Here is a 20,777-nt window from a genome sequence, read left to right as displayed (position 1 = left end):
TTAAATAAATTGGAATAAAATCGAAACTTTAACAGTATGCAATTACAATAAAGCCTTGTATTTTCAGTTTTATTTTTACTTTTACGAACCTTAAACATTAATTAATTTTTAAATTTTCATTATGAAAAAACTTTTTTGCTTTTTAGCTATTGCAGCTACAGCAGCTTTTACATCGTGTAGTAGCGATGATGACTCAGGAAACAACGATAACGGAGGTGGCGACGTAGTAACGGGAATTACCCTTACTTCAAGTTCATCTACAGTTACTTTAGGTAGCGCTTTTACTTTTACAGTAAAAAACAACCTAAACGAAGATGTTACTGCAGCTTCAACTATCTATGTAGACGACACAGCTCTTGAAGGTAACACTTACACTGCTACTGAAGCTGGTACTTATACAGTACACGCTACTAACGGTGACTTTACAAGTGCAGACGTAACTGTAACTGTAACTGAAGAAGTTGCTACTGTTCTTACAATCACTGTTTCTAATAACTATTTCCTAGTTGGTGGTGAGATTAGCTTTACAGCTGCTACTGACCTATCTGACGATGTAACAGGAGATGCTACTTTCTACGTAAACGGTAACGCTATTGAAGGAAGTACTTTCACAGCTACTGAAGCAGGTGAGTATGAAGTATACGCTACTTTAGAAGATCTAACTAGCGCAACTGCTACTTTCACTGCTGCTGAAGAAGCTACTGAAGCTAGCGATTCTTTCATCGTTGACGGTCTTAACTACGAAACTGGTTTTAACATTTTCGGTTTTAGAGGTGTATACTCTACAGCTGTAGAAGGTGAATATATAATTGTTTGGGATTACAACTCAATTCAAATAGTAGGTGAAGGAGAAGATGCTACTACTCCTAACTACGTAACAATTACCTTCTCTATGCCAATAGAGCCAACAGGAACTGATGAAACAACAGGGCAACCAACATTTACTATTGAATTCCCAGTAGCTGGTGAATACACTATTACAGATGAGAACATCCTTAATACATTTGTTGTAAACAACAATAACTTATTAGTTGAAAGTATTGATGATGTACAGAGTGCTAGTTTAAATATTTCTTCCGTATCATTTGCTGAAGCAGAAGGAGAAACATCTGACGTAGCTTCTACATACACTATTACATTAGCTAACGGTACAACTGTTACTGGTGAATTTAGTGGCGCTACCGATGCATATGACGCAAGTGAAGATAATGCAGGAAGAGGCGTAAACACAAGAATTCCTTTAACAAGAACTACTGTAGGTTTAAGCAAATAATTAATATTGCTATACAAACTAAAAAGCCGCTCAATGAGCGGCTTTTTTTATTTCTTATTATCTTTTTGTGGCGGAAACTGAGCAAGTATATTAGAAACAAATTCTTTAATACGTTCCTCCTTCTTATCACGGTCCAGTGTTAAAACTCCTGTACCTACCCCCTGCCACACCAGGTCTTTTTTCTTAGCGTCTATAAGGTCTATATACAGCGTACCTTCGGTAGATGTGCTAACAGTGGTATAGTTACCACCCCAGCCCCAGGGATAACCGTAATAGCCTCCCCAGCCCCAACCACCGTAACCCCAGCCTCCATAAAACTGGTTTACATTGACTTCTTTACGGGCTTTGGTAAAAAAGTTCACCATAAAATCAGGGTTTTCACTTTTGGTAAATCCTTTTTTGGCAAACTCCTCATCAATGGCACGAAGAATCCTTTTCTTGTCAAGGTCAGATATATCAGCCTTATCTATACCCGGCTGAAAATAAGCATAAGTCCTGTACGTATTAAATTCAACAGCATCATCATAATCAGCAGCTACTTTAATAGAATTACAGGAACCTGTAAGGACCAAAACAAACAGTAACGATAGCAATTTTATTGTTTTCATAATCCAAAGAGTTAATAGTTCTTATTAATACACAAACTAATAACCGGTTTTGTGATTATTAGCCCAACAATGCGTCGTCTACCATATTAGGTATGGTCACTTTTAAAAGCGGCTGTACTTCCATTGCTCGTTTAATAGCAAAAACAGCACCTTCGTTTCTAGCCCATCCTCTTCTTGCAATACCGTTGTTAACATCCCAGAAAAGCATTGATTCTAAACGTCTTGACGCATCACTAGAACCATCAAGAACCATACCAAATCCGCCATTTATAACCTCTCCCCAGCCTACGCCTCCACCGTTGTGAATGCTTACCCAGGTAGCCCCCCTAAAGCTGTCGCCTATCACATTATGGATAGCCATATCAGCAGTAAAGCGGGAACCGTCATAAATATTAGACGTTTCACGATAAGGAGAATCAGTACCCGATACATCGTGGTGGTCACGCCCTAAAACAACATAACCTATCTCTCCCTTAGCGATTGCCTGATTAAAGGCTTCGGCAATTTTAATCCTTCCTTCTGCATCAGCATAGAGTATACGTGCCTGAGACCCCACTACAAGTTTGTTTTCCTGAGCTCCTTTAATCCATTTAATATTATCCTGCATCTGCTGTTTAATTTCAGCAGGTGCTGTTGTAGACATCTCCTCCAGTATATTTAAAGCAATAGCATCGGTCTTGGCAAGATCTTCAGGTTTTCCTGAAGCACATACCCAACGGAACGGACCAAATCCATAATCAAAGCACATAGGCCCCATTATATCCTGTACATAACTTGGGTATTTAAAATCGATACCGTTTTCTGCCATAATATCGGCTCCGGCGCGCGAAGCCTCTAACAGGAACGCATTACCATAATCAAAGAAATAAGTACCCTTAGCCGTGTGCTTATTGATTGCTGCAGCATGCCTTCTAAGTGTTTCCTGTACTTTTTCCCTAAAGGTTTCCGGCTCTTCAGCCATAAGCCTGTTAGACTCCTCAAAACTGATTCCGGCGGGGTAATATCCTCCCGCCCACGGATTATGAAGCGAGGTTTGATCACTACCTAAATCAATATATATGTTTTCTTCATCAAATTTCTCCCATACATCTACTATATTACCCTGATAAGCAATAGATACAACTTCTTTATTGGCTTTTGCCTCAAGCACCCTTTTCACAAGAGCATCGGTATCGGTTACTACTTCATCAACCCATCCCTGAGAATGACGTGTATGAACCGCTTTCGGGTTAACCTCGGCACAAACCGTAATACAACCCGCAATGTTACCTGCTTTTGGCTGAGCACCACTCATACCACCAAGACCCGACGTAACAAATACTTTTCCTTCAAGCCCTTCTCCGTTTTTAGAGATTTTTCTACCACCGTTCATAACTGTAATAGTAGTACCGTGTACAATACCCTGCGGACCTATGTACATATAACTACCGGCAGTCATTTGCCCGTACTGAGTAACACCAAGCGCATTGAATTTCTCCCAATCATCCGGTTTGGAGTAGTTAGGGATCATCATACCATTTGTAACCACTACCCTTGGCGCATCTTTGTGCGATGGGAACAGTCCCATTGGGTGACCGGAATACATGACAAGCGTTTGCTCTTCGGTCATTTCACTAAGGTATTTCATAACCAGCCTGTACTGTGCCCAGTTTTGAAACACTGCACCGTTACCACCATAGGTAATAAGTTCATGAGGGTGTTGTGCCACAGCATAGTCCAGGTTATTTTGTATCATCAGCATAATGGCTTTTGCCTGCTCTGATTTTCCCGGATATTCTGAAATAGGCCTTGCATACATTTCGTAATCAGGACGAAAACGGTACATGTAAATACGTCCGTATTTTTCAAGCTCATCAGCAAATTCTTTAGCCAGTTCGGCATGGTGCTGTGGTTCAAAATAACGTAATGCATTGCGTAGTGCCAGTTTTTTTTCTTCTGCCGAAAGTATTTCCTTACGCTTAGGCGCATGGTTAATAGTTGGGTCATACGGCTTCGGTTGTGGTAACACCGAAGGGATTCCTTCCTGTATCTGCTCCTTAAATGTCATAGTCTCAGTATTCAGTTGTTAGTGTTCGTTTCTTATTACCTTTAGCAACATAAGCTGTTGTTATAGGCAAGTGCTTATTTCTTTTTAAATGTTCCGGTATTTTTATCGTAGCCGTAGGCACAGTGCCTACAGCCGTTTTTACAGCAATAGCCTCTTTTTAAATGAAACTTTTCGGTAAAAACTTTATAGCCTTCGGGTGTAAGATAATAATCTTCACCTTCTATTAATTTATTTTCAGAATTTTGCCCACTCATGCGCGCAAATTTATGAACTTTACATTTAATGATGGTAATTGTATCTAAATATTTAATTCCGAAAGGATATACTGCAATAACCCTATTTCCTTTTATCATTTTAAGAAAAGAGGAATATAGAGGAAACACAATCTTACTTAATCATGAAAAAATCCATTTAAGGCAGCAGCTTGAACTCCTCATCCTACCTTTTTACCTGTGGTATTGTATTGAATTCCTTATACGCTTACTGATACACAAAAAATGGCATAAAGCTTACAGAAACATAAGCTTTGAACGGGAAGCTTATGCTAACGAGAATGTTACCGATTACCTGAAAAACAGAAAGTTACTATCTTTCATATTATTTATTTAAAACCAAAATTATTAACAATACAATATTTTGTAAGCCAATTAATTATACATTTACCATTACAAACACTAAAACAAATAATTATGGACATTAACTGGCTTGCAGTCTTAGCAGCTGCATTATCTACACTTGTTGTAGGTTTCATTTGGTACAACCCTAAGGTTTTTGGTACCGCATGGATGAAAGAAACAGGTATGACCGAAGAAAAAGCAAAAGGCGCTAACATGTTTAAAATTTTCGGCATGGCTATCCTTTTTGCCTTTTTTATCTCATTTATCCTGCAATTTATGGTGATCCATCAGTTTGGACCTATGGGTATGGTAGGCGGACCTGAATTTTTTGATTCGGCAAAACCATCTTTCGCAGCTTTTATGGCTGATTACGGAAGCGCTTACAGAACTTTTAAACACGGGGCGCTTCACGGCTTCATGGCAGGGCTTTTCTTTGCTCTCCCTGTTATAGGCACCAATGCTCTTTTTGAAAGAAGAAGTGCTAAGTACATCCTGATTAACGGAGGCTACTGGATTGTATGCTGTACCATTATAGGGGGTATAGTTTGCGCATGGCCTGTAGCCAAATAAAAATATAACACAATAAAAATCTCCTTCGGGAGATTTTTTTATTTTCTTTGCCTCACTTTGAGCACCACATTTTCTTATACTATTTTCAAATCAGCACAATCCCTTCCTGATGAATGGGACACTATTGCTGCGCAAAACATTTTCCTATCCAAAAACTACCTTTCGGTACTGGAAAATGCTTCGCCTGCAAATATGGAATGTCACTTTATTGGTTTGTTTAAAAACGATATACTTTGCGGTATTGCCATTGCTCAGTATATCGACCTTACCAGAATAAACACTTTTGGTGAAGAACAGGAGAAGAAATTCAGCATTAAGGATTATCTGTTCAAAAAGTTTTCGTCGCACATCCTTATTTTAGGAAACAACAAACTTACCGGACAAAACGCCTATTGCCTAAACCATGACATTAAGGAAACAGTAGCGCTATCATTATTTAAACAGGCACTTAAAAAATTACGAAAACAGTATCTAAAAAAATGCATTCCTATTAACCTTACTCTGGTAAAGGATTTTAATAAAAAAGAACTCCCCGATTTCAAAGCTGCAGGGTTTAAAAACTACTATCAGTTTTGTACACAACCCAACATGATTTTTGCCATTATGTCTGAATGGGAGTCGGTAAATGATTATCTGGCCGCACTCAATACCAAGTACAGAACACAATACAACCGAGCCCGTAAAAAAGCAGAAGGAATAGAGAAAAGAAAACTTAGCGAAGAGGAAATAAAAGAACAGGAAAACCGTATCCATGAGCTATACTTAACCGTAGCGCGAAATGCTCCGTTTAACACCTTTTTTCTGCCTAAGGGGCACTTCTATACTTTTAAGCAACAGCTAAAAGACAAGTTTTTGTTTTATGGCTATTTCTCCAATGATACCTTAATAGGGTTCAGTACCCTTATTAAGAATAACAGTGATATGGACACCTATTTTTTAGGTTATGACGAGACCATACAAAAAGAAAAAATGCTATATCTCAACATGCTGTATGATATGGTAGCCTATGCCATAAAAAAACAGTTTAAACATGTAATTTTTGCCCGATCGGCCATGGAGATAAAAAGCTCGGTAGGCGCCCATCCGGAAGAAGTTTATGGCATTATTAAGCACCATAACTCAATACTCAATATTTTTATGAGCAGGCTATTCCCCTATTTTGATCCTAAAATACAGTGGAAAGAACGCAATCCTTTTAAGTAGCATCGGGCACTGCGACCTTCATCTGCCTATGTAGTATTTTAATATCAAGTCGGTCTGTTTCTCCGCAAAACTCACCGTCTATCTGAAAACACACAGGAACATCGGTAGTTACAAGGGCTTCATCTGTAGATATAATTTCCACGTCCTCACTTTTATCCAAAGGCATTTTTCCTGCCAGTATACGCCCTATAAAAAATACATCAAGGCTTTTTAATATTACAATCTCAAATTTACCGTCGTCCATTTTCCCAACCGGGTTTATGGTTACCCCGGTACCATATCGCTGGGTATTAGCAATAACAACCATGCGTGCCTTAGTTTCAACCGTATTTCCGTTTGCTTCAATAATCACATGGAAAGGATCCCTAAGCTCGGTCAAGGTATTAAATGCCTGAAGCATATAACCCAGCTTACCACGCAGACTGCTGTTCTCGTAATTACGTATCAATTCGGCATTAACCCCTATATCACTTAAATGCAGGCTCTTTTTATCATTAATACTCACCATATCCATCTCCATATAACCACCATTAAAGGCAATTTCAAGATTCTCCTCAACGTCTTCAGGCAACTTCAGGTCAACCGAAAGTCCGTTTGCCGATCCGGCAGGCAGTACACCAATTATCACATCCTTATGGCCTATGGCTTCGGCTATCATTTTTACAGAACCGTCACCTCCGGCCACCATAACCCTTTTGGGTTTATGCTTTTCGTAAAGTTCCTTAATCCTGCTTTCATCATCTTTACCCGTAGTTTCATATTCAATTAGCAAGACGTTCTGATTTTTGGCATATTCACGGGCAGCCTCTATGAGGTCTGTTTTATCATTCCCCCCTGCTATGGGATTTACCACCAGTAAATATTCCTTTTGCGTTTCCATTTTCTTTTTTCATTAAATTTAATTAATTTACAGCAACGAACCTTCTTACAAAAATCATAAATTTTAATGAAGCCAATTTTACGATTGTACCGCGGCTATGCCAATGAAGATGAACTAATAGTTTTTGGACACGTATTTAAACCCAACAAAGCCAACAGTTATGAATTTGAGAAGAAGCGCTTTAAGAATGCAAAATCAATCATAAGAATGTTCAGGCTAAAAACCTTAGCCAATGCCGATGTGTACCTGGAACATAACGGCAGAAAAATACACACTAAAACCCTTGATGACGGTTATTTTAAGTTTTGTATCCCCTTGAAAGAAAAAGTAGGTCACGGTTGGAACGACTACTATGTAAGTACCACTTACAAAGGAAAAGAAGTTAGGGAACACGGCACCTATATAAGGCCTTATGAAGGCAACTTAGGCTTTATATCTGATATTGATGATACCTTTTTAATATCGCACACCCGTAACCTTTTCAAAAAGCTTTACATCCTTTTATGGAAAAACATTAACGACCGTAAGATTTTTGAAGGAGTAGTTCCCCATTATCAGGCGCTAAGTACCGCAGGACGCAATAAGAAGGATGAAAAGAATGCTTTTTTTTATGTTTCAAGCAGCGAATGGAACCTTTATAAATTTATTGTAAAATTTACTGAGATTCATGAGCTGCCTCGTGCCGTACTTCTTTTAAAGGATATTAAAACCAGCCTGATGGACTTTTTTGTTACCGGGCGCGGAAATCACGGACATAAGTTTGATAAAATAAAACACATACTGGAATTTTATCCGCATTTGGAATATACCCTTTTAGGAGATGATTCACAAGACGACCCTTATTTATATGAGCAAATCTGTAAAATATTTCCGGTAACGGTAAGGGCAGTATACATAAGGCAAACCGGGCATAGCAAGAAAGAGAAAGCACAGAAGGCACTTAAAAACATTGAATCATTAAACATTGCCACCTGTTACTTTAAGGATAGCCACGAAGCCATTAAACATTCAAGAAAAATAGGCCTTATTCAGTAAACTTTAAGTTTACCTTACCTATTTTTTAACAGTTTAAACCTTACCTTTATGCTTTAACCTTTTTAAATACCTAAGTGATTATGAAAAGATTAATGATTTTATCAGGAATTATGGCTATGCTATTTGTAGCGTCCTGTAAGGACAAAAAAGAGACACCACCAACACCGGACCCGGTAGAAAACCCGGCACCTCCGGCAACGCCACAACCAACAACTACAGCTCCTGCTGAGGAAGACCTTGACGGAACTTCAATAAGCATCAGCAAAGACGGAGTTAGTTATGAAAACAAAGATGGTGACAGTGAGAGTAAGGTAGAAGTCTCAGGAAAAAATTCTGAGGTGGAAATAAAAACCAAAGAATAAAAAAAGCCCTGCAAATGCAGGGCTTTTTTTATTGTAGACTTTCCAGTTCTTCCTGAACGGTTTCCCATTCTTCCATTAAACCTTCAAGGTCTTTTTTCTTTTTCTCATAGGCTGCAAAAAACGAAGCATCAGCCATCAGTTTCTCATAATCGGTTTCCAGTCGCCTGTCATCCTTTTGGATATCACTTTCCAGGCTTTGTATCTGTCCTTCAATTTTATTCAGTCTGTTTTGCAGGGTTTTATTCTTTTTCTGATCCTCGTAAGAAACCTGCTGTTTCACCTCCTTAGGAGCCTCTTTTACCACAACATCCTTTTTCTCCACCTCCCTCATATTCTGAAGGTTTCGCTGTTCCAGATAGAAGTTAATATCTCCCAGATATTCCCTTATTTTCCTGTCTTTAAACTCATACACCGTATTAGCCATTCCCTGAAGGAAGTCCCTGTCGTGAGAAACAAGCAGTAAAGTACCCTCAAATTTCTTTAGGGCAGCCTTTAAAACGTTTTTAGACTTAATATCAAGGTGATTGGTAGGTTCATCCATTACAAGCACGTTAATAGGCTGTAAAAGCATTTTACAAAGTGCCAAACGGTTTCTTTCTCCTCCCGAAAGCACTTTTACCTTTTTCTCCACATCATCTCCCCTAAAAAGGAATGCACCAAGCATATCCCTAACCTTAGATCTATTAGTATCGGTTGCGGCATTCTCCATGGTTTCCAAAAGCGTAATCTCACCATCAAGATATTCAGCCTGATTTTGGGCAAAGTATCCCAACTGAACGTTATGCCCCAGTTTTATATTACCGGTATAGTCAATTTCCTCAACAATAGCTTTTATCAGTGTAGATTTACCCTGACCGTTTTGCCCTACAAAAGCAATTTTACTTCCGCGTTCAATAAGCAGGTCGATATTACTTAATATGGTTTTCTCGCCATATTTTTTAGTCACATTTTCGGCTTCAACCACAACCCTACCCGGAGTAACAGAAACGGGGAAGGAAATATTCATAACCGAATTATCGTCCTCATCAACCTCAATACGGTCTATTTTGTCCAGTTTCTTGATGAGTGATTGCGCCATGGAAGCCTTAGAGGCTTTTGCCCTGAACTTTTCAATCAGCTTCTCTGTTTGCTCAATCTTCTTCTCCTGATTCTTTTGGGTAGCAAGTTGTTTTTCCCTTATCTCCTCCCTTAGAGTAAGGTACTGTGTATATGGCTTATTGAAATCGTATATCTTACCAAGTGATATTTCGATAGTTCTGTTTGTAACATTATCAAGGAACATTTTATCATGCGATACGATAATTACAACTCCAGGATAGTTACGTAAAAACTGCTCCAGCCAAATGATACTCTCAATATCAAGGTGATTGGTAGGCTCATCCAGCAGCAACACATCATTATATTGAAGCAGAAGCTTTGCCAGCTCAATTCTCATTCGCCATCCGCCCGAAAAGGTATCGGTTAGCTTATCAAAATCCTCGCGCTTAAAACCAAGACCTAACAGTATCTTCTCGGTATCACCCACATAGTTATATCCTCCCAATATCTCGTAGTGGTGTGTGTGATCACTTAAATCTTCTATCAGCTTAGAATACGATTCACTTTCATAATCCGTTCTTGTGGTAAGCTGCTCATTGATTTCTTCGATCTTAGCCTCAGCCCTCTTGATTTCCTCAAAAGCCTGATATGCCTCTTCAAGCACGGTTCTTCCTCTCACAAAATCGATATCCTGGCGCAGGAAACCTATTTTAACCTCTTTCTCAGTAGCTATCACACCCGAATCTGGCGGTATATCGCCTGATAAGATTTTAAGCATGGTAGACTTACCGGCACCGTTTTTACCAACAAGTCCTACCCTGTCTCCGGCACCAAGCCTAAAGGTTACTTCTTCAAACAAATAAGTTCCGCCAAAAGAAACCGATAAATTATGTATGTTAAGCATTATCTGTTTTTATTTAATTGTAAATTTGTGTGAAAACCAAATTTTTTGCAAATGTTAAAAAAAGGATCCAAACTATATAGCATTTTAACAGGAACATGTCCTCGTTGTCAGGAAGAAAGCATGTATATCGATAAAAATCCCTATAATTTGAGCAAGGTATATAAAATGCATGAGAATTGCAGCCACTGCGGACTGCATTATAAAATAGAGCCTTCCTTTTTTTACGGAGCGATGTATGTTAGCTATGCCGTTGGTGTCGCTTTTAGTGTTGCGGCCTTTATAATTAGCTATGTATTTTTTAACAGCAGCCTTAAAACAGCCTTTATCGCTATTGTAACTACACTTATAGCACTAATGCCTGTTAGCATGCGTGTATCAAGAAATATTTGGATTAATTTCTTTATCAGCTACGATAAAAACTGGAAAAACAACACTAGCGCTTGAAGCGAAGGAAACTTACTGTTTTATCTACAGGAATATCATTCTCAATAGAATCAAATAAAATTTTAGCCATAGGCGGACCTAACATTACACCACGTGTGCCCAATCCGTTTAAAAGGTGCACTCTTTTATACAACTCATGGGTACCAACCAACGGTTTCCTGTCTTTAACTGTGGGACGTATGCCTGCCAAATGTTCAAGGATTTCGTAGTCACATGAAATTACCTCCTCTATTTTTTCTACAAGTTCTTGTTTACCTGCTTCGGTAGGAACGGGGGTTTTATCATACCATTCGTAAGTAGCTCCCACCTTATAAATATCATCACCAACCGGGAGAATAAACACACTTGCATTTATCGCTACATCAAGCTTAAGTTCGGGAGCTTTTATTACTAACAACTCACCCTTAGTACCATCCAAAGGCAACCCTGTAAAGTATGGATTATCATGCAGGCCAAAGCCTTCGGCAAAGACAATATGCTTCGCTTTTATCCCTTTATATTCAACACAATCAGCAGTAACGTTAAGTTGAGTATAATCAAACGTTTCCTTTATAAGCTGATGGTTGTTTTCAAGATATTCCTGATAAGCATTTAGATAAACTCCGGTATCCAGATACCCGGTATGCAATACTTTTCCAAAGCCGAAAGGAGAATCAATACCGTTATACTTAGTGTGAATTACCGAAGTAGACAAAAAAGGTGATAAAGCAGGCTTATCAGCCGCCTCAAACCAGTTATTTTGTTCTTCGGCCGAAACGAACTTTCTGCAAATAGGAATAGGAACATCAAACTTTACATTAAGTCGATTCTCAATAGCATTGTAAAACGGCTTTATATATTCAATATGTTCTTTAGCATTCAGAGGCATACTAAAGCGCTTTAATATTACAGGATTATATAATCCGGCAGCTACATAGCTGGAGTTTTGAGAAGCATCACTAATAACCGTAAATGATTTATCATTCAAAAATGCTGTTTCAGCAAAACTTACACCTGCCAGTCCGGCACCTACAATTATATAATCTTTCATGGTGTAAAAATAAAAAACTCTTACTTAAAAAAGTAAGAGTTTTTCATATTGTATATAAGACAACTACTTATTAGTAATTCCACATATCCTGCTCAAAGTTACGAATAACCTCTTTTAGGCGCTCAGCTTCAAGAAGCTGCATTTGTGAATTATCTTTTAAATAGTCCTCAATAAGTCTGTCACCATATTCGTTTTCAACTTTAATCATAGTAGCTGAAAAACGTCTTGAGTTTAACAGGTGATCAAAAGTAATTGGCATTGCAGAGTTTCTTGGGTTGAATGCATCTTCTCTGTGCAGAATATCTCTTGCAGCAGGGAAGTAAACCCAGAATAATTGGATTGGCTCAGCCGAATCACCCATCCTCATTTTAGTAAGGGCATCAACAGCCATAGGACATATACCTATCATTCTGTACTTTAATTCACCCTGTCTCTTATCAAAATACCAGTACCCTTCAATCATGTACTTAGTAACGTCTGCAGCAGTAACTTCTGAAGTGTCATAGTGCTCGGCAGTTAAAATGCCTTTAGCCTTCAATTCATCCTCGGTACTACCCATATACTGGTTCATAGTTTCGATACCGTAGCTATTAAGTTCTTTGTAACTAAATAACTGTTCAATATTTTCAGGAGTAATTTTATCCCTGAAATAAGAATCACCATAAACCTCTGTTAATTCACCATCTTTAATTGCAGTCGTTAAAACATTGAATAGAGACTTTCTATTTTCGCCCAGGTTATCTTCAACCGGAAAATACAAAGGGAAATTAATTCTCTCGTCAAGGTCTATCACTTCCCACACTCTCTTACTGAACAGGATATCTCTATCTCCTACATAACCGTAAGGTAGTGGGTTATCATTGTCCGCAACCATTTCAGCCTCGGTCTTCTTACCTATCTCATCCGGTGTTTTTGCATTAAGCACGTTAGATTGAGCAAAAGCTGATCCAGCACGTAAAACACAAAGAGCCGCTAATAAAATTTTTCTACTATTCATATTTTAATTCTAAATTATAAAAGAAAAACGTTCTTTTAAATAAAATTATTGTACTTCCCAGTTAAATGCCCCAGATGGCTGAGGAATATATTGGCCAGCACCTATAATATCATACTTAATATTAGTAATGATAACCTGATCACCTCTTGCAGCTTTAGAAATAGCTTTTAGAGCCTGAGCATTGAATCTGTTACCCTGACAAATAATTGCAGGACTACCAGGAACATAAACTTCAAATGATTTAACGTTTGTTTTGATATCAAATACGAAATCAGAGAAATCAATATCAATAGTAGAGTTAGAAAGGTCATTTTTGTTACCTTTTCCAGACCCAACCTTACCTCTTAATTTAGGTAGCGGTGCAGGAATTTGTCTAATATTAAATGTCTTTTTATCGCTTACTGTTTGACCGCCAGGTAATTTACCTGTTACAGTAACTGTAGCAGTTTTACCTGAAATACCGTCAACTTTCCAAACGTATTTACCGTTTCCAACTTTTCTTAAACCAGGAGCAGATGCATTAACATCACTTTCAGGAATACCTGCAAAAGAAATTGTCATTGGGTTATCAACACCACGGTAAACAGAGTTCATTTTATCCGCAGAAATTGTAGCAGAGTTAGGTTTTGGTACAACTACATAGTTACCTTTAATATCAATGTTAACTGGCTTACCGTTTTCTACGAATGTAAACTTACCACCAATTTCATGCTCACCTATATTACCAGCACCAAATTCAAAGTTAACCTGACCACCTTTAAGAGCTTTATCAAGATCTACCGGGCTACCATTAAGCTCAACAGAAGTTGGAACTGTAGAATCATCATAACGACCAAGTACAATAGTACCTTTTACCGGCTCACCAGCAAAGAATGCTGATTTTTCAGTTACAACGATTGCCTGATAGTTATTCATAGATGCAATAGTTGCAGTAGTATTACCTACTAAAGCATTATAGATATCCTGCTCAGTTTTCTTAACATCATTCTGCATAGCAGTAAGTTTTGTTAAAGAAGCAATTGCAGGGAATCCTTTGTAATGATAGTCAAGATATTTTTTCTTTACACCTTCACCGTCAGTAACATCTCCTAAATTAAATTTACGATTGATGTCCTGAACAATGATTTTGTATTCATTACTTTTTCCAAGAATAGAGATAAGGTCACTTTTATATTTCTCTATAGTAGCAATGATTTCTTTACCCTTAGCAGAGTATCCGTCACCACTAAACCATAGTTCATCTATTTTATCACCTTTATCCATCGCTTCATAAGGAAGCTTTCCGTCCTCAGTTTTCTCAACCTCTTTAGTGATATCACCTTTAAGGTTTTCTATATAAGCATAAAAAGCATCTGTTACAGGTTTAACTTTTTTAGCTTTTTCAAAAGGCTCAGCATACTGAGATGCGTTTTCTTTTGATTTAGTTTGTAAGTCAGCGTAAAGCGTATTATTATAATCTTTCGCGAACGCATTAACGTCTTCAAACTTCTCGTTCATAAGACCAAAAGCGGATAATACCTCTTTTGACATATTAAGAGCCATCATAGCGATGAAAACCAGATACATCAGGTTAATCATCTTCTGCCTAGGGGTTAATTTTCCTCCTGCCATTTCCTAATTAGTTTTTTTGTTTTTTGGTTAAAAAATATTTAAATAAAACTAATCAGTCAATTAGCCTCTGTTACCCATAGCAGAAAGCATTCCGCCATAAACATTGTTTAATGAAGCGATGTTTTGAGTCATTTGCTGCATTTGTTGCTTTAATTGAGAAGCGTTCTCAGCAATCTCTTTGTTAGCTTCAGCATTACGAGAAGCACTTTCTAACTGTACTTTGTAAAGACTGTTTAGAGATTCCATTTGAGCTGCTGCTGTAGACATCTCTTCGCTGTATTTCTTTTGAGAAGCGATAGAGTCTACTGTAGGAGAAATTCCTTTAGCTGCAGATTCGAAGTTTTTGATACTGTTACCTAAGCTAGCCATTAACTCACCGTCAATTTTAGCCTCTTTTAACAGGTTATCTAATTTTTGAGATAATAACCCCTGAGCTTCTTTCGGATCTTCTTTTTTCTGACCTTTTTTAGTTGGCTCTCCACCAGCTAGTTCAGGATAAACAAGAGACCAGTCTAATTCTTTCTCAACTGGATCAAAAGCAGAAAGACCGAAGATAAATGCCTCAACACTTAGACCGATGATAAGCATTGGACTTGCACCTGGCCAGTGCATAAGCTTAAATAATGCTCCGATGATTACAACTGCTGCCCCCATACCGTAGGCGAAATTCATAACTCTTTTAGGTAGTGCCATAATAAATAATTTTTAGTTTTTAGTTAAGTTAATCAATTAAATATTCAAGTTATTAAAATTGGTTATTAGTTAATTGTGTTACGTGTATTTTGAGTACCCATGTAATCCTGCACTGTTCTGAAACCGATAAAGCTTCTTGCAGAATCTGCATACTCATAATCTCTCGTACTCACCTGAAGGAAGTAAGCAACATCCTTCCATGATCCTCCGCGAATTACTTTACGTTGATTTTGGTGATCTGTAACGTTAGGGTTCATTGTAGAAACATACTCATAAGATGAAGCATCGTATGAAGAATCTGTCCACTCAGAAACGTTACCTGCCATGTTGTAAAGATTGTAATCGTTTGGATCGTATGACTTAGCTTCTACAGTGTATAGCGCACCGTCTGCAGCATAGTCACCTCTGTTTGGTTTAAAGTTAGCAAGGAAACAACCTCTGTCACCTTTAGCATATGGACCACCCCAAGGGAATGTACCTGATTCCAGGCCACCTCTTGCAGCATACTCCCATTCTGCCTCAGTTGGTAAACGGAAAGAGTTTACAAACTGTCTTCCTTTATCTTTTTGATAAGCATTTTTGTAAAGTGTTCTCCAAGCACAAAATGCTTTTGCCTGTTGCCAGGTCACACCTACAACCGGATACTCTCCGTAAGCCTGATGCCAGAAATAATCATTATGCATTGGCTCATTATAAGAGTAAGCAAAATCTTTAATCCAAGCTGTTGTATCAGGATAAACATCTACTCTCTCTTTTTTCAAATACTTACTTCTCTTAGTTCTTGTATTCTTAGACTTATCTTTTGCAGCAGCCTGAATATCCATCCAGGAATAAGCAAATACAAGTTTAGAAACATCAATAGTTCTTAAACCATTGTAAGACTCAGAAGCAGGAAGATACATAGAATCCATAACCTCAACATAGTACTCATCCGGGTATTTTTGAGGATCGTCGATAAGCTTTACTTTATGGTTAAGCTTTCTACCGGCAAACGGATCATCATCAGTACCAATACTGTAGTAATTATCATACATATACTGATCGTAAGGAGATTTCTCCTCTTCTGTCTGATCCATGAATGCATACTCACCGATACCACCGCTACCTGGAGTCTGACCCATTTCTTCTGCAAGAATAGCAAGTCTTGTTCTGATAGTAGAATCTTTAACCCATTCAACAAACTGACGGTATTCACTATTGGTAATCTCTGTTTCATCCATGTAAAACGAACGAACAGTTACAGTCTTAGTTGGAGCATCCTGTACATTAGCCAAATCGTCGTCCGATTTACCCATAATGTAAGCACCTCCAGGAACCAAAGTCATACCATAAGGCTTTTCAGGCCTCCACTTTCTGCCTTTAACACCTACAAGCTCTCCGCGGTCGCTAGAACCACAGCTAATTAAAAATGTTAAAGTTGCTGTTAATGCAATGAACTTCTTCATATAAAATTGGGTTATTAATGTAATTCTATTTTTTAAGGGCGTAAACCTATTTATTTATTTTCAAAAAAACAATTTTTTTCCTAAAAAAACCTAAACAAAAAGTAATCTAATGGTAACTTTAAGAAAATCTAAATAAAACTATGCTCATTTTATAACATTATCATCAAATAATGTTTTTTCGCTGAGCCTTCCACCATCTTTCCGGTATCTCACTACCACATGCCCCCTTATAATCTTCGTGTGTACAAGGTAACAACGTATTTCTTGTTAATTTATTATTAACGTGAGACACATATGGTATCTCTATCCACCATCTGTCTGTCCTGTCGCTCTTATAAAAAACCAGTTCCTCGTCTTCCAGAGGAACAATGTATTTAAGATAGTGTTCTTTACTTCCAAAAGGATACTCATTAGACCTGTAATGAAAGCCTTCTATAAAATACCACAACACCTGTGCTATTAAAACGGACTCCTGAGCAGAATTATTGTGATTGAATACTCCAAACGATGTAACCTTATCACTTATCCCTGCATACCGCGCTAAAATACAAATTTCTTTGCCATCAAAGCCATTTGGGATAAATTTAACATAATTACCGGAATCACTGGATTTTACAGCCGTCATATCGACAGAAACGATATCTGCATCCCTAAAAACAGGCTCCGCAATCGTCGAATTATTACTTATTTCACCTAAACGGTAAGCGTCAAAATACAATTTCTCAATCAAATCGATCTCTTCCTGAGAATTATAATACGTTTGATAGCCTACGTTGCTAAAATTAAAAAGATTATTGGGTTCTTCTACGATTATCTTAGTTAAATATGAGTTAGCTGTAAGACCTTCTCCTTCGCTACCAAAATCAAACTTACTGTCTATCGAAACCAGGTTAACCATTTGCTCCAGCCTGTCATAACCTCTATACATAGCATAGGTAATATCCTGCGAACCTCCCAGTACTAACGGCACCACTTTTTGCTTAACCAGCTCCTCAACCAGTGTCTTTACAACATAATAAGTATCTTCCGGAGTATTCCCTGCCGCTACATCACCCAGATCAATAACATTAGCATGCCAGTTACCCGGAAACAAGTTGTAAAATTCCTTTCTTACATGTTCAAGATTAACACGTTCGTCCTGCCCCAGGGAACCTCTGTTTTCTAAAACACCTATAATAGCAATAGCTGCTTTATCCAAATCAGGAAAAACATCAGATGTATGTATACTGACCCTCCTCCCCAGAGACTGCTCAGGAAGTTCACTTATAAACTCCAGTAAGCTTTCGTCTACAGGTTCTAAAAAATCAAACACCATACTTTATTTCTTTTTTGTTTTTACAGTTGTTTTTTTAGCAGTTACTTTCTTAGTAATTTTTTTTACCGGAGCTTTCTCCTCTATCAAAGCTTTCACCTGATCCAGCGTTAGCTTTTCAGCATCTACATCTTTGGTTAGTTCTATTTTGGTTTTTCCTTTCAAGATAACCGAACGTCCCCAACGGGCTTTTTCAACCCTTATACCTTCATCCTCCCAGTTATGGATAAGCTTATCCCTGTCTTTTTGAAGCTTATCTTCAATAAGAGTCACTATATCCGACTGTGAAAGATTATCAAAGTCATATTTTTTATTAACATTGATAAACATGCCGTTCCATTTGATAAACGGACCAAAACGCCCAACTCCTTTTTGCACCGGCTCGTTTTGATAAGTACCAATTGGCGCATCAGCCTGTTCTTTCTCTGCAATAAGCTTAGATGCCACTTCAAAGTTCACATCAAGCGGATCCATCCCTTTAGGTAGTGAGATAAATGTTTTACCGAAACGAACATACGGACCAAAACGACCGTTGTTCACCTCTACCTCTTCTCCTTTGTAAGTTCCCAATGTTTTTGGCAACATAAATAAACCAAGAGCTTCATCAAGGGTAATGCTACCTATATTTTGTTCCGGCAACAGGCTGGCAAATCGTTTCTCATCATCTTCGGCATCACCTATCTGAGCCATTGGCCCGAATTTACCTAAACGAACACTTACCGGTTTTCCGCTATCCGGGTCAGTACCTAAAATACGCTCACCAGATTCCCTGTCGGCATTTTTCTCAACATCAATTACATTAGGATGGAAGTGACTGTAAAAATCATTCATCATTTTTGTCCAGTCTTCATTACCCGATGCAATCTCATCAAAATCCTGTTCTACCTTAGCAGTAAAGTTATAATCCAGTATGGTTTCAAAATGATTTACAAGGAAATCATTCACAATCATACCTATATCTGTAGGCACCAGTTTTCCTTTGTCTGAGCCTACATTTTCTTTTAATTGCTGTTCTGAAACCGCTCCGGCTTTTAAGGTTAGCTGAGCATATTTTCTTTCCTGCCCCTCAAAGCTTCCTTTCTCTACATAATTTCTGCTTATAATAGTAGAAATTGTAGGAGCATAAGTAGACGGACGACCTATACCAAGCTCTTCCAGTTTTTTAACCAGTGCCGCCTCCGTGTAACGTGCCGGCGGTCTTGAAAAACGCTCGGTAGCTGTAATATAATTATTACGCAGCTTCTCGTTTACTTTTAATACAGGCAGCATACCTTCCTGCTCCACATCCTCATCATCACTTCCTTCAAGATATACTTTAAGGAAACCTTCAAACAACAGCACCTCTCCCGATGCTGCAAAAATTTCTTTATGATTATTAGCTTCTATCTTAACATTAGTACGCTCTAATTTAGCGTCACTCATTTGAGAAGCTACTGTTCTTTTCCAAATCAAATCGTAAAGTCTTGCCTGATCCCTGTCAATATTTACCGTATGACGGGTCATATCTGTAGGACGGATAGCCTCGTGAGCTTCCTGTGCGCCTTTACTTTTTGTAGCATAGTTACGCGGCCTGCTGTATTCCTTACCGTAAGATTTTGTAATCTCTGCTTCGGCAGCAGCCATTGCTTCCTGAGAAAGGTTAACACTATCCGTTCTCATATATGTTATAAGTCCGGCCTCATACAGTCGCTGTGCCAGCATCATGGTTACTCCAACAGGGAAGTACAACTTTCTTGATGCCTCCTGTTGTAGTGTAGATGTGGTAAACGGAGCTGCCGGCGATTTTTTACCCGGTTTGGTTTCTAAATCGGTTACCTTATACTCAGATCCTATATTTTTATTCAGGAAATCCTCCGCTTCCTGTTTTGTAGCAAAATTTTTAGGAAGTCTCGCTTTAAACGTTTTACCAGCCTCATTAACAAACTCGGCAGTTATTGAATAAGAAGCCTCAGCATTGAAATTTTGTATATCGCGTTCTCTTTCTACAATTAGACGTACAGAAACCGACTGTACACGCCCGGCAGAAAGTCCGCTCTTTACTTTTTTCCACAATACCGGCGAAAGTTCGTATCCCACTAACCTATCCAACACCCTTCTTGCCTGCTGTGCATTTACAAGATTGTAATCTATAGTTCTTGGGTTTTCAATCGCTTTCTGGATTGCGATTTTAGTAATTTCATGAAAAACAATACGCTTGGTTTTACTCTTATCCAGCTTAAGCTCTTCGGCTAGATGCCAGGCTATAGCTTCCCCCTCACGGTCCTCATCACTCGCTAACCAAACTGTCTCAGCTGATTTAGACAGATCCTTAAGTTTTTTAACCAAAGCCTTTTTATCTGAAGACACCTGGTATTTGGGTTTAAAGCCGTTTTCTATATCTACCCCTATCTCCTTTGAGGGTAAATCGGCTATATGCCCATAGCTGGACTCCACCTGGTAATCTTTACCTAAAAACTTCTCAATGGTTTTTGCCTTTGCAGGCGACTCAACGATCACTAAATTCTTTGCCATATTTGCTTTCCTTTGTCGCAAAAGTATAGGATTTTTTTAAATATTAAATTTTGGACATTTCAAATTCATACTTTTTTATCACAAATAAATGCTAAAACACCTCTTTATACCACACTACTCCTTATTATATATATACCCAAAATAAAAAACCGGAATACACATTGCCATTCCACCCTAAGTTTATTAAATTTAGGGTT

General features: G+C 38.2%; 19 protein-coding genes. 7 read left to right on the top strand and 12 right to left on the bottom strand.

From position 1 onward, the window contains the following. Positions 1–121: 121 nt before the first annotated feature. The gene (locus Q763_RS15525) at positions 122–1,273 is read left to right on the top strand and encodes a hypothetical protein (RefSeq protein WP_035135949.1); all 1,152 of its coding nucleotides are present in this window, start codon (positions 122–124) and stop codon (positions 1,271–1,273) included. Between the two features lie 47 nt (positions 1,274–1,320). Here the strand turns inward: Q763_RS15525 and Q763_RS15520 are convergent, their stop codons facing one another. From Q763_RS15520 to Q763_RS15510, 3 genes are all read right to left on the bottom strand, one after another. Continuing rightward, the gene (locus Q763_RS15520; RefSeq protein WP_035135948.1) at positions 1,321–1,881 is read right to left on the bottom strand and encodes a DUF4136 domain-containing protein; all 561 of its coding nucleotides are present in this window, start codon (positions 1,879–1,881) and stop codon (positions 1,321–1,323) included. A 58-nt stretch (positions 1,882–1,939) separates the two neighbouring features. Next, positions 1,940–3,928 (bottom strand): urocanate hydratase, encoded by a 1,989-nt coding sequence (locus Q763_RS15515; protein ID WP_035135947.1) that lies wholly within the window; start codon positions 3,926–3,928, stop codon positions 1,940–1,942. A 74-nt stretch (positions 3,929–4,002) separates the two neighbouring features. Continuing rightward, on the bottom strand, positions 4,003–4,182 hold the full coding sequence (locus Q763_RS15510; protein ID WP_035135946.1) for a DUF5522 domain-containing protein: 180 nt from the start codon (positions 4,180–4,182) through the stop codon (positions 4,003–4,005). Positions 4,183–4,213: 31 nt separating this feature from the next. On the opposite strand from Q763_RS15510, the gene Q763_RS15505 reads away from it, so the two are divergent. From Q763_RS15505 to Q763_RS15495, 3 genes are all read left to right on the top strand, one after another. Further along, entirely contained in the window at positions 4,214–4,537 is a 324-nt protein-coding gene (locus tag Q763_RS15505; RefSeq protein WP_035135966.1) for a hypothetical protein, read from the top strand. A gap of 80 nt (positions 4,538–4,617) precedes the next feature. After that, positions 4,618–5,115 (top strand): DUF1761 domain-containing protein, encoded by a 498-nt coding sequence (locus Q763_RS15500; RefSeq protein ID WP_035135945.1) that lies wholly within the window; start codon positions 4,618–4,620, stop codon positions 5,113–5,115. A 57-nt stretch (positions 5,116–5,172) separates the two neighbouring features. Then, entirely contained in the window at positions 5,173–6,318 is a 1,146-nt protein-coding gene (locus Q763_RS15495) for a peptidogalycan biosysnthesis protein (protein WP_035135944.1), read from the top strand. Here the strand turns inward: Q763_RS15495 and Q763_RS15490 are convergent. Further along, positions 6,311–7,198, bottom strand: a complete 888-nt coding sequence (locus Q763_RS15490) for a diacylglycerol/lipid kinase family protein (RefSeq protein ID WP_035135943.1) — start codon at positions 7,196–7,198, stop codon at positions 6,311–6,313. The genes Q763_RS15495 and Q763_RS15490 overlap by 8 nt on opposite strands. A 66-nt stretch (positions 7,199–7,264) precedes the next feature. Here Q763_RS15490 and Q763_RS15485 point away from each other — a divergent pair, with 66 nt between their 5' ends. Both Q763_RS15485 and Q763_RS15480 read left to right on the top strand, forming a co-directional pair. Beyond that, positions 7,265–8,233: an App1 family protein gene (locus tag Q763_RS15485; protein ID WP_035135942.1), complete on the top strand. Its 969-nt coding sequence runs from the start codon at positions 7,265–7,267 to the stop codon at positions 8,231–8,233. Positions 8,234–8,313: 80 nt separating this feature from the next. Further along, positions 8,314–8,595, top strand: a complete 282-nt coding sequence (locus Q763_RS15480) for a hypothetical protein (protein ID WP_035135941.1) — start codon at positions 8,314–8,316, stop codon at positions 8,593–8,595. A 28-nt stretch (positions 8,596–8,623) separates the two neighbouring features. Here Q763_RS15480 and Q763_RS15475 read toward each other — a convergent pair whose 3' ends face one another. Continuing rightward, entirely contained in the window at positions 8,624–10,537 is a 1,914-nt protein-coding gene (locus Q763_RS15475) for an ABC-F family ATP-binding cassette domain-containing protein (RefSeq protein WP_035135940.1), read from the bottom strand. Positions 10,538–10,588: 51 nt separating this feature from the next. Between Q763_RS15475 and Q763_RS15470 the strand changes: the two genes are divergently transcribed. Next, positions 10,589–10,981, top strand: coding sequence for a DUF983 domain-containing protein (locus tag Q763_RS15470; RefSeq protein ID WP_035135939.1), 393 nt, complete (start codon positions 10,589–10,591; stop codon positions 10,979–10,981). On the opposite strand, the gene Q763_RS15465 is transcribed toward Q763_RS15470, so the two are convergent. From Q763_RS15465 to topA, 7 genes are all read right to left on the bottom strand, one after another. Then, positions 10,971–12,011, bottom strand: coding sequence for an NAD(P)/FAD-dependent oxidoreductase (locus Q763_RS15465; protein WP_035135938.1), 1,041 nt, complete (start codon positions 12,009–12,011; stop codon positions 10,971–10,973). The genes Q763_RS15470 and Q763_RS15465 overlap by 11 nt on opposite strands. A gap of 70 nt (positions 12,012–12,081) precedes the next feature. Further along, on the bottom strand, positions 12,082–13,008 hold the full coding sequence (gene porN, locus Q763_RS15460; RefSeq protein ID WP_035135937.1) for a type IX secretion system ring subunit PorN/GldN: 927 nt from the start codon (positions 13,006–13,008) through the stop codon (positions 12,082–12,084). Positions 13,009–13,053: 45 nt separating this feature from the next. Further along, positions 13,054–14,619: a type IX secretion system motor protein PorM/GldM gene (gene porM / locus Q763_RS15455; RefSeq protein ID WP_035135936.1), complete on the bottom strand. Its 1,566-nt coding sequence runs from the start codon at positions 14,617–14,619 to the stop codon at positions 13,054–13,056. 60 nt (positions 14,620–14,679) lie between these two features. Continuing rightward, positions 14,680–15,312 (bottom strand): type IX secretion system motor protein PorL/GldL, encoded by a 633-nt coding sequence (porL, locus tag Q763_RS15450; protein WP_035135935.1) that lies wholly within the window; start codon positions 15,310–15,312, stop codon positions 14,680–14,682. Between the two features lie 65 nt (positions 15,313–15,377). Next, positions 15,378–16,757 (bottom strand): T9SS ring complex lipoprotein PorK/GldK, encoded by a 1,380-nt coding sequence (gene porK, locus Q763_RS15445; protein WP_035135934.1) that lies wholly within the window; start codon positions 16,755–16,757, stop codon positions 15,378–15,380. A gap of 163 nt (positions 16,758–16,920) precedes the next feature. Next, positions 16,921–18,072 (bottom strand): formimidoylglutamase, encoded by a 1,152-nt coding sequence (locus Q763_RS15440; protein ID WP_035135933.1) that lies wholly within the window; start codon positions 18,070–18,072, stop codon positions 16,921–16,923. A gap of 3 nt (positions 18,073–18,075) precedes the next feature. After that, entirely contained in the window at positions 18,076–20,580 is a 2,505-nt protein-coding gene (topA, locus tag Q763_RS15435; protein ID WP_035135932.1) for a type I DNA topoisomerase, read from the bottom strand. Positions 20,581–20,777 lie beyond the last annotated feature (197 nt).

The sequence above is a fragment of the Flavobacterium beibuense F44-8 genome (assembly GCF_000769915.1).
Lineage (GTDB): Bacteria > Bacteroidota > Bacteroidia > Flavobacteriales > Flavobacteriaceae > Flavobacterium > Flavobacterium beibuense.
This window is presented reverse-complemented; position numbering and strand designations above follow the sequence as displayed.